The organism is Chryseobacterium sp. (genome assembly GCF_022712095.1).
Lineage (GTDB): Bacteria > Bacteroidota > Bacteroidia > Flavobacteriales > Weeksellaceae > Chryseobacterium.
Genome location: NZ_JALAHD010000118.1, coordinates 1 through 11269 on the forward strand (window position 1 = coordinate 1; position 11269 = coordinate 11269).

An 11269-nucleotide genomic window follows, 5' to 3' on the forward strand; every position below is an offset into this window, starting at 1 on the left:
CTCTTACATAAGGATATTTTTTATAATCCTCATGAGTCTTGGATACAAATTGGGATATTCTCAAAAATTTAATCCGCATGAATTTACTTTTAATGGTTACCTGAGGACAGGTATAGGGCGAACAGATGGAGAACAAATGGTGGATTTTACGACACCTGAAAATGTTCACAAATTTCGATTGGGAAATGAAGCTAACCATTATTCGGAACTTCAGTTTAATTACCGATATAAAGATAAGGATTCGGTTAATCTTTATGAAGTTACTTATATGATGTCGAAATATATACCCTATGGTAGTAAAGATTATAAGGAATTTCCCCAAACAGCGCAGTTATATGGAAAAATTAATAAAATTATTAATGGAGCTGATATATGGATGGGGAAGCGTTATTACGATCGTAGAAATATTGATGCACTGGACTATTTCTGGCTAAATTCTGCTCAAAATTCCCAAGTTGGTATTGGTATTGAAAATTATAAAATTAAAAATTCTGGAAATCTAAACCTTGCATTGATGGAATTTAATTATGATGGCAATCCTGATTATTATTCTTATGTAGCAGACTTGAGGTATCTGAATATACCTTTAACAGAAAATTCCAAACTTAACTTTGTAGGGCAGATTAGTTCCTTATCAAAAAATAAAGCCCGAGACTTACCCAATCATTCAGGATTTGCTTTGGGAAGTTGGTGGACTTACTCTAAAGAAAATATTACTCATACTTCTACACTCTTTTTTAGGAAGGGAAGTTCTGTTGTAGCTAGTGGTTATACCGGAGAAACTGCTTCCGAATATAATAATGATATCAGAGTATTTGATTTGAATAAAGCGACTGCTTTTGATATTACCAATAACTTTCAATATGATGATAAAAGGAAAAATGCAATACAGGCAATGATTACTTATCAATACAGGGATAGCGGGATTGGAAATACAAATAGTGATGGAGTTGTTTTGGATAACAGAAGAGCTAAAAACTGGTTCAGTATTGGGTTCCGGTACCTGTATTATATTAGTAAGCATTTTAATTTGGCTCTGGAAGCTGGCAATGATTATATGAAAAGTTCTAAACTGGGGCTGGAAGGAAGTTTACAAAAGGTTACCTTTTCTCCTCAGATTACCTGGAATTATGGTTATTATTCCCGTCCGGTCATAAGGCCTTTTATCACTTATGCACATTGGTCTGATAGTTTTCGCGGAATCACGGGAATTTCATCATTTAACAATAAACTTCACAATAAAAACCAGGGAATTACTGCGGGACTGCAGTTGGAAGTCTGGTGGTAATAAATTATCAAATAAAATAGAATACTAAAATACAGCAAATTCAGTTTTGAATTGATTATAAAAACTCCAGTTTTTTGGAGTTTTTATATATTATCAAGGATAATTGAATAAGATGTGTAAAAAAAAGTTAAAATACAGGTATCTCTGAAATGAAAACTATAAATTAGTTTAAATTACTATATTTGGGACTTTTAATACACAAAAATGATATTTTCTTTACAAGGCACTGTACAGGAGTTAACACCAACCTATGTTGTAATCAATGTAAATGGGGTAGGATACTACGTCGGAATCAGCCTCATGACCTCACAAACTCTGGTTTTAAACCAGCAGTCTTTTCTTTTTATTCAACAGATCATTAGAGAAGATGCTCATCTTCTTTTTGGATTTAACACTCGTTTGGAAAAAGATATGTTCAATTTGTTAATAAGCGTTAATGGAGTAGGTGCTGTTTCCGCTCTTATTTTATTGTCTACTTTAAGTTTAGCAGAGATTGCTTCTGCTATACTTTCAGGAAACAGTGCATTGATTCAAAAAGCTAAGGGAATAGGTGCTAAAACAGCGGAAAGAATAATTGTAGACCTTAAGGATAAAGTACAAAAATTCGATATTTCAGAAGAAAATATTTCTACATTTGTGGATAATAAAATTAAGGAAGAATCGTTATCTGCATTAGACGTTTTGGGGATTCCTAAAAGAATGAGCGAGAAGATAGCTGATCGCATTATAAAGCAAAATCCAAGTATTTCGGTAGAAGAATTGGTAAAACAAATTTTAAAAAATATTTAACATTTGGTGGTGAATAGCAAGTTTCTTAGATTATTTTTGTTCCTATTGTTCCTGTGTATGTCATATAGCGTATATGCACAGGTCAATCATCCTGACAGTATTTCAATAAAGAAAGACTATGAAGTAGCAGACCCTACACAGTATGAAGCTTTCTATGATATCAAAACGGGGATGTATTATGTATATCCCAAGATTGGAAATACAGTTACAGGTCCTCCTACAGCGATGTCTCCTCAAGACTACAAGGAATTTGTTATGATGACCCAGACTAAAGCCTATTATAAGGAGAAATCTGACAGGTATAGTTTAATGTTCAGAAAAGATAAAACTGATGCCAAGAAGAAAGGATTGATTCCTTCCTTAACCATTCAGAATAAATTATTCGAAACTATTTTCGGAAGTAATAAGATAGAGATTATTCCTTCCGGATATGCTTCATTTGATTTTGCAGGACTTTATCAGAAGATAGATAATCCTTTGATTCTACCGCAGAACAGAACAAGTTTTGCTTTTGATATCGATCAGAGGATTCAGCTCGGATTATTAGGGAAAGTTGGTGAAAACTTACAGCTGAAAGCCAATTATGATACCCAAAGCGGATTCGCCTTTGAAAACAGAATGAATGTAGCGTGGCAATCGGCAGGGAGCTGGAAAGATTTGCAAAGCAAAGGTTTGGATGAGATTAATTCTCCGGGAGCAGGAAAAGAAGATAAGATCATCAAAAGAGTTGAGTTCGGTAATGTCAATATGCCTCTTTCCACCAGTTTAATACGTGGTTCAGAATCATTATTTGGAGTAAAAACAGAATTTCAACTAGGAAAAACATATGGAACAGTAGTACTTTCCCAACAACAGGGCGAAGCACGTAATATTGTTGTTCAGGGAGGTGGTGTAGTAAATACCTTTAAAGTCAGTGCGATAGATTACGAAGAAAATCAGCACTACTTTTTAGGACATTACTTCTTGAATAATTATGATAATGCATTGTTGAACTATCCTCAGATCAATTCAAAAATAAACATAACCAGATTAGAAGTTTGGGTATTGGATCAGAGTAATAGTAATCTATCCTATCAGAAAAGTATCGTGGGGATAAGAGACTTAGGAGACGGACCTTCCGGATATCCTGATAATTCCCAAAATGGACTCTATCAGGCAGTTAACGGATTAGGTGCCGGTTTGAGGGATGCCAGTACTACTTATAATACCATTAATGGACAGTCTTTGCCTAATGCCAGTGGTGGCACAGAAGCTTATACAGACGGAGAACAGTTTATCTTCAATAAGAAGGCTAGAAGGCTTAACTCGAACGAATATACCTTCCAGTCTCAATTGGGATATATTTCATTAAATCAAAAATTAAACGATAACCAGCTATTGGCTGTTTCTTACTCTTATACAGTAAGTGGAACGAATCAGGTATATAAAGTGGGTGAATTTTCAGAAGAAAGTACCGTGTTGGTGACTAAGGTTTTAAAGCCGAATTCCACTGTAAAAACGTCTTCACCCATGTGGAACCTGATGATGAAAAATATCTATTCCTTAGATGCAAGTCAGGTTAATAAAGATGGCTTTATATTAAATGTTTATTACCGTGATTCTCAGACAGGAGGGAAAGTAAATTATTTACCAAATACAAGTGTACAGAATACTAACTTATTGAATCTATTTAATTGGGACCGTTTGAATTCAAATGGAGATATCCAGAATAATGGCGGAACGGCAGGAGATGGTATTTTTGACTTTGTAGAAGGAATAACCGTAAGGGCTGAAACAGGAAAGATTATTTTTACCAAGGCACAGCCTTTTGGTAGCTATATGGCGAGTGTTTTAGGAACCAGTGATCCGCAATATGTGTTTACCGATCTCTATACTCAGCAGAAGCAGGTAGCAACTTCCAGTAATCTTGCCCAGAGGTATACCATGGAAGGCCGTTATAAAGGAACTCAGGGGCAGGGGATTTCATTAGGAGCAGTGAATGTTCCGCAAGGATCTGTAAAGGTTTCTGCAAATGGTGTACAATTAACGGAAGGTATTGATTATACCGTTGATTATATGCTGGGAACAGTAACTATCATTAATGAAAATGTAAAACAATCCGGACAGGCAATTAATATTTCATTAGAAAATCAATTAACGTTTAATACTCAGAGAAAACGATTTTTAGGATTAAATCTGGAAAGAAGATTTAATGAAAACTTTATCTTGGGCGGTACCGTTGTTAATTATTCAGAATCACCATTAACCCAAAAAGTAAATTATGGACAGGAGGCTGTTAATAATACAATAGTAGGTATGAATTTAATGTATAATAACCAATTACCTTTCCTTACAAGGTTAACAGATAAAATTCCTTTTGTAAATACAGAAGCTCCATCCAATTTGAATTTTAAAATGGAAGCCGCCTATCTTATCCCGGGAATAAATAAAGGAACAGATAATCAGTCTTATATTGACGACTTTGAACAAACTACCTCAAAAATATCATTAAAGGAACCTACCGCCTGGAGTTTGGCTTCTAAACCGGAAAAAAATACAGGAATATTTCAGGGAGCCGGAGCAAATGATGATATTACCAATGGGTATGGCAGGGGATTATTATCATGGTATAATATTGATCCTCGATTCTGGGGAGTAGGAGGAAAAGCACCAGCGGGAATTACAGCTCAATCGGTTTCTAATCACGCATCCCGTAGAGTACAGTATGCAGAGATTTACAATAACAAAGATTTTGTAGCCGGAGAACAAACATTTACCAATACCTTTGATATTTCTTATTACCCTCAGGAAAGAGGACCTTATAACGTAAACCCTAGTGCAGAATCCACTCAGCAGAGATGGGCAGGGATCATGAGACCTATCACCGTATCCAATTTCGTAAACTCTAATATTGAGTATGTGGAATTCTGGATGATGGATCCTTATGCAGATGGAAATACACTGGGGGCTAATCCTAAACTTTTATTACACTTAGGAAATGTTTCTGAAGATATTCTGAAAGATGGATTGATGCAGTATGAAAATGGTTTGCCAACTCCTTCTTCAACTTCTACAACCACTTCTTCCAATTGGGGAGTGCAACCGAAGCAAGCACCTATTCTGTATGCATTTTCAAGTGAAGGAACAGATAGAACCGCGCAGGATGTTGGGTATGATGGATTGAGTTCAGACCAAGAATCTATGAGGTTCGGGAATACATTCGTCAATCCGGTTACTAATATTGCTGACCCGGCTCTTGATGATTTCGTATTCTATATGTCTGATAAGTTTACCGGTAGCCAGGCTGCCTCTATTGTTCAGAGATACAAATATTTTAGAAATCCTGAAGGAAACTCACAAAGTAATTCCCTGGAAGTATCTTCACAAACTCCTGATGCAGAAGATATCAACAAAGACTATAATCTTGATCAGACGGAAAGCTATAACCAATATGAAGTTAACCTTGATCAGGCAAGTTTGGTTCTTGGAGAAAATAATATTGTAGATGTAAAAACGGTTAAAGCTCAATTCCAGAATGGACAGAATTCAGATGTAAAATGGTATTTATTTAGAATTCCGGTGGCTCAGTATGTAGCAGATCAAGGGGACCATGATGATGCTGTTTTAAGTAATGTGAGATTTGCAAGATTATTATTAACAGGTTTTGATCAGACATCAACACTGAGATTTGGAACGATGGATCTTGTAAGGTCGGACTGGAGAAGATATACTAAAAACCTGGCAAAATATGGAGATGTTGCTACAGATGAGGGATCGGTAAATGTTACGGATCCGCAAAATTTTGAACTTGGAAGCGTAAATATTGAAGAAAATGGTTTAAATCAGCCTCCTTACGTATTGCCTCCGGGAATTGACAGACAGGTGCTAAGTGGAAATGCTGGAGCTCAGAGACAAAATGAGGCTTCTTTATACATGAAAGCTTCGAACCTTATCAACAGTGAAGCAAGAGGAGTTTTCAAAAATACCAGCTTGGATATGAGAAGGTACAAGAAGCTGAAACTTTTTGTACATGCTGAAGATCCTACTTACAGAGATTTGAATATTGGAAGGATGGATGAAAAAACTAAATTTTTCATTCGTTTCGGAAGTGATGCAACAGATAACTACTATGAATATGAAGCTTCATTAGTACTTACACCTAATACGGCCACTACACCACTGGAAATATGGCCGACAGAAAATAATGTAGAATTGGAAATTCAGAATTTTGTTGATGCTAAGATTCGTAGAGATAAAAATTCACCTAATACAATAAATAATAGAACAGAAGATCCTGAATTTGGAGGTGGTGATAACTTTAAAAAGATTTATATAAAAGGACGTCCAAGTCTTGGAAATATTACCACTATTATGCTAGGGGTGAGAAATGCGGGGGATAGAGCTACAGGTTCTACTTCCATAGACAGGGTCCTTTGGATTAATGAAATTCGTCTTTCAGATATAGAGAATGATGGAGGGTATGCTGGAAATGCCAGCTTAAACTTTAACTTAGGTGATTTTGCTGTAGTGAATACAAGTGCGTCCTATACCTCGGTGGGATTTGGGAATATTGATTCTAAACCGGCAGAAAGAACCCAGTCTGCACAATCTGCATTCAGTATCAATACATCGGTAAATGTAGATAAACTACTTCCTGAAAAGAGCGGAATGAAAATTCCTTTGAATTATTCTTATTCACAGACAATTGAAGACCCTAAGTATAATCCTTTGGATACCGATGTTGAATTTAATAAGGCGGAAAATAAGGCGGAACTTAAAAAGGTAGCAAGAACTTACACTCAGCAGAGAAGTATCGGAATTGTAAACATGCATAAAGAACGGGTGAATCAAAAAAGAAAACCTAAGTTCTACGATGTAGAAAATATTTCAATAACTACGGTTTATAATGATGATTACTACAGGGATATTTATACAAAAAGAAATTACAGACAATATTTGAAAGGATATGTGGACTATAATTATACTTTCAAACCTTGGGTAATTAAACCATTTAATAAGATGATTAGTGATACTGCCAAATCCACAAAATATCTTAAATGGGTAAAAGAATTTAACTTTAACCCTATTCCGACAAGGTTATCTTTCAGAACAGAGATCGACAGAAATTATAATGAACTTGAATATAGGAATGTTGATGCAATTCTGAATGGGAATTATGATGATAACTTTGCTGCAATAAAAAACAGAAACTTCTATTTCGGATGGCAGTATGGTTTAGGATTTAATTTTACAAAATCTTTGAAGTTAGAGATCAACTCTACCATGAGAACTTTGAATGATAATGTAGATGTAAATACAATGGATAATACTTCGATTTTTGGAAATGTATTCAGAGCAGGTAGACCGGTACTATATAATCACAGAGTTCAGTTAAATTACAAACTTCCATTCCAGTATCTACCATACCTGGATTTCATGGATGCAGAAGTGGGATATGGCTTTACTTATAACTGGAATGCCAGATCTACAGCTTTACTTTCCAGTCCTGATGGAAATCTGGGTTCAATAGGGCAGAATACCAATGTTATTCAGGCTACTGCTACGGCAGACTTCCCTAAATTCTTTGGACAGTTTAAGTATTTTAAAGATATCTCGGCAAAACTTCAGAAACGTAAGCAGGAGATTGATTCATTGAATAACGTGTATACCCAGCAATGGGATAAGAAGAGATTTAAATATAAGAGCTATAAATTTAAAAATAAGTTGACTCCGCTGCAAAGCATAGCTTTCCTGCTTACATCATTTAAACAATTGGACGTTAGCTATTCCGAAAATAATGGAACAGTGCTTCCGGGTCTATTATCAGCTCCAAACTGGTATGGATATGGACAGACAGGAGGAGGTCCCACGTTTGGATTCCTGTTAGGATCACAGGCTGATATAAGACGGACTGTTTTGGAAAATGGATGGGTGAGTACGTCGGATTATATGACAGATGCCTATGTAAGAATGTCAACAAGGGAATTCAGGGCGAATTTACAGATTGTACCGATGAATGATTTCCGTATAGATTTATCGGCGTTACATAATTATAATAGGAATTTTTCTCAATCAGGATTTAACAATATACAAAACTTGAATTATGCCAATCATAATTATTCCTATGCGGATGACTTTGTGACCTATTCCAACTCGGTTGTTCTTTTAAAGACTTCCTTCAAAGATGGGCAGGCGATATATCAGGCATTAAAAGCAAATGCTATGGCAATTTCCCAGCAAATGGGAGGTGTTATTGGGGCGGATGGCTTTACGGAGGGACATAGTCTGGCTAATGCTTATGTTTTGATACCCGCATTCAGAGCAGCTGTAGAAGGAAAATCAGCTAAACAGATCGGAGATGCTAAAAAAGCAGGAATACCATTGCCGAATTGGAGGTTTACATATTCAGGTTTAAAAAATATTCCTATAATTAATGGACAATTTTCAAAATTTGATCTTTTACATTCATATACGGCAACATATACGGCTACAGGAGTGCAGTCAAGTATTGACTACTTTAATGGTCTCAGTACCGGAAATATGATAGATGTTAATGGAGATTTTATCAATCCGTTTACATTCTCTCAAGTCGGTTATGTAGAATCTTTCTCACCTCTTATCGGAATTGATGTTACGATGAGAAATAATATGCAGTTTGGATTACAGTATAACCGAAACAGAATGCTGTTATTAGGATTGGTTAATCATACATTAACGGAAGATGCGAACTCCGAATATGTTGTAAGATTAGGTTATATCATCAGAAACTTCCGGTTAGGAATGACCAATGCAAGAGGAGCAAGGTCTAAAGGAAGTGACCTTAACATCAGAGGAGACTTCTCCTTAAGAGATAGTAGAACAAGCATTACTAATATATTGTTAGATGATTCACAGGTGACCGGAGGACAAACTTTATTAAATATAAAGCTGTCTGCGGACTATAATGTTTCTGAAAATCTGAACTTAAGAGTATTCTACGAGCAAATGACTTCCAAATACAAAATATCTACGGCATTTCCGTTATCCACTATTAGAGCGGGGATTTCTGCGACATTTACATTCGGTGATTCCGGAGGTTTTTAATCCAATAACAAGCCTCGTGAAAAACTTAGAAAGCCTTTATTTATATGAATAAGGGCTTTTTTATATGTGTCAGTAGACATTTTTAATTATTTACTTATTTTTGTAAAAAATGAAAATATGATAAAAAAATTATTTGTGGTGGGAGTTTTAGGTTTAAGTTTTAATATTGCTTTTGCACAGTTGTATACATCCGCAGGAACTGTTGGGGCTACTGTAAGTTCAGTGGATGTCAAAAATGTTGGAATTGGAACAAATGGTCCTACAGCTCCTTTGGATATTCAATCAAAAATTCTTGTTAATCCAGCATCTCCTGTTTACGGAGTGGGAATAAAAGCGTATAATAGTAGTGCTTGGTCCAGGGGATATAATTTTCTAAATCCTGACGGTACTTCTATCCTAGCTGGTTTTGGAGCATTGGGTCCAATAGATGGGTTACAGTTTTTATATATAGGAAAAGCCCATAATGATAATGTAATTCGTCTTTATCCGGATAATAAAAAAAGTGTTTTTTATGGAAATGTGGGAATAGGAAGTGATGATCCTCAGGCAAAATTAGATATTAATTTTGGTGGTGAGCCTAAGACTATTAAATTTATGGAAGCAGCGAATGGTTCCAGTACCATGAATTCTATGATGCGATTTACATGGTATAATGATACGGCCGATTTGGGAATTGTAAGAAGTGGAAGCTATCCGATAGAAGCTATGGCGATAAGGTTTAATCAGAAAGAAGTAGCAAGATTTACACCCAATGGAAATGCCTCGCTTCAAGGAAAATTAGAAGCCAAAGAAGTAAAAGTAACTTTAACCCCAACAGCAGATTTTGTCTTTGAAGAAAATTATGATTTACCAAAGTTGGAAGAAGTGGAAAAACATATCAAAGATAAAAAACATCTTCCAGAGATTGCCTCTGCAAAAGAAATGGAAAAAGAAGGAGTTAACGTAGGTGAATTTCAAATTAAACTCTTACAGAAAATTGAAGAGCTGACTTTATATGTAATAGAACAGGATAAAAAACTGAAAACACAGGCCGAAGAAATTCAGAATCTTAAAAATCAGTTAGAATCTAAACAGTAATTTAAAACATATTTTTTACTCAATAAATTATTGGAAAGGAAATATTCATAATAAACTTTTCGTAAATAATAAGAACTTTAAAAATTAACAGATACATAAAAGCTATAGATTTATTCCGTAAGGTTTTGAGAAGGTCAAATAAACTTTTATTTTCTTTGGACATCTATTTATTTTGAATAAATTTGCTAATATCAAAAACATTAAAAAATGAACACACCGTCAGAATTAAAGTACACGAAAGATCACGAATGGATAAAGATCGAAGGAAATGTGGCTACTATTGGAATCACTGATTTTGCTCAGGGAGAATTAGGAGATATTGTTTATGTAGATGTAGATACTGTAGACGATGATCTTAACGGAGGAGATGTTTTCGGAAGTGTAGAAGCTGTAAAAACAGTTTCTGATTTATTTTTACCGATTTCTGGTAAAGTAATTGAGTTTAACTCTGCTTTAGAAGACCAGCCCGAACTGTTAAATTCTGAACCATACGGAGAGGGATGGATTATTAAATTAGAAATTGCTGATGGTGCAGACCATTCAGAATTACTTTCAGCAGAAGAATATCAGGCTATCATTGGATAGAATTTTAAAAATATTTAGTAAGATTTTGCCCATTTATTGGGCATTTCTTACTTATATGCTGCTCAAACCCGGACAAGAAAACCATGAATACTGGTTTATGTTCAATGGAATTGATAAGGTACTACATATAAGTATCTTTGCTATGTTGGGTTTTTCTTTTGTAGCAGCTTTTCCCAAAATCAAATTTTCTTATTTCTTTCAAATCATTCTTATATATGCTTTTCTAACTGAGATTTTACAGGAAGAAATGCATTTAGGCAGATCAATGGAAACATTAGATATTGTAGCAGACATCATTGGATGTTTGGCAGGATACTATATATATAAGATGCTTATCAAACGTTTTTTCTAGTTTAAGTCAGCTTTTTACATTCTTTATCTTATTGTTAGTAACGTTGTGATTGATTGTAATGTGTTTGTGATTAGATAGTTGAGATAAAAGTTATCCTCAAATGATAAATTAAGTAA

Annotated in this window: 6 protein-coding genes; all 6 read left to right on the forward strand. The window is 35.0% G+C overall.

The features are described from left to right. The coding region (locus tag Q0A18_RS05960) for a carbohydrate porin (RefSeq protein WP_292009239.1) at positions 1–1288 on the forward strand (1288 nt) is incomplete at its 5' end. A 204-nt stretch (positions 1289–1492) separates the two neighbouring features. Further along, positions 1493–2077: a Holliday junction branch migration protein RuvA gene (gene ruvA, locus Q0A18_RS05965; protein WP_292009240.1), complete on the forward strand. Its 585-nt coding sequence runs from the start codon at positions 1493–1495 to the stop codon at positions 2075–2077. A 57-nt stretch (positions 2078–2134) separates the two neighbouring features. Then, complete coding sequence (gene sprA / locus Q0A18_RS05970; protein WP_292009241.1) at positions 2135–9139, forward strand: cell surface protein SprA; 7005 nt, start codon at positions 2135–2137, stop codon at positions 9137–9139. A 117-nt stretch (positions 9140–9256) separates the two neighbouring features. Continuing rightward, a complete protein-coding gene (locus tag Q0A18_RS05975) occupies positions 9257–10216 on the forward strand; it encodes a hypothetical protein (RefSeq protein ID WP_292009242.1) in 960 nt (319 codons plus the stop codon). 207 nt (positions 10217–10423) lie between these two features. Continuing rightward, the gene (gene gcvH / locus Q0A18_RS05980; protein ID WP_292009243.1) at positions 10424–10801 is read left to right on the forward strand and encodes a glycine cleavage system protein GcvH; all 378 of its coding nucleotides are present in this window, start codon (positions 10424–10426) and stop codon (positions 10799–10801) included. A 25-nt stretch (positions 10802–10826) separates the two neighbouring features. Continuing rightward, a complete protein-coding gene (locus Q0A18_RS05985) occupies positions 10827–11153 on the forward strand; it encodes a VanZ family protein (RefSeq protein WP_292009244.1) in 327 nt (108 codons plus the stop codon). The last annotated feature ends 116 nt before the right edge of the window (positions 11154–11269 follow it).

Excerpts from the sequence above, each read along its gene's own strand:
- Q0A18_RS05975 (WP_292009242.1), top strand. The coding sequence starts at position 9,257 with ATGATAAAAAAATTATTTGTGGTGGGAGTTTTAGGTTTAAGTTTTAAT.
- gcvH (WP_292009243.1), top strand. The coding sequence starts at position 10,424 with ATGAACACACCGTCAGAATTAAAGTACACGAAAGATCACGAATGGATA.
- ruvA (WP_292009240.1), top strand. The coding sequence starts at position 1,493 with ATGATATTTTCTTTACAAGGCACTGTACAGGAGTTAACACCAACCTAT.
- sprA (WP_292009241.1), top strand. The coding sequence starts at position 2,135 with ATGTCATATAGCGTATATGCACAGGTCAATCATCCTGACAGTATTTCA.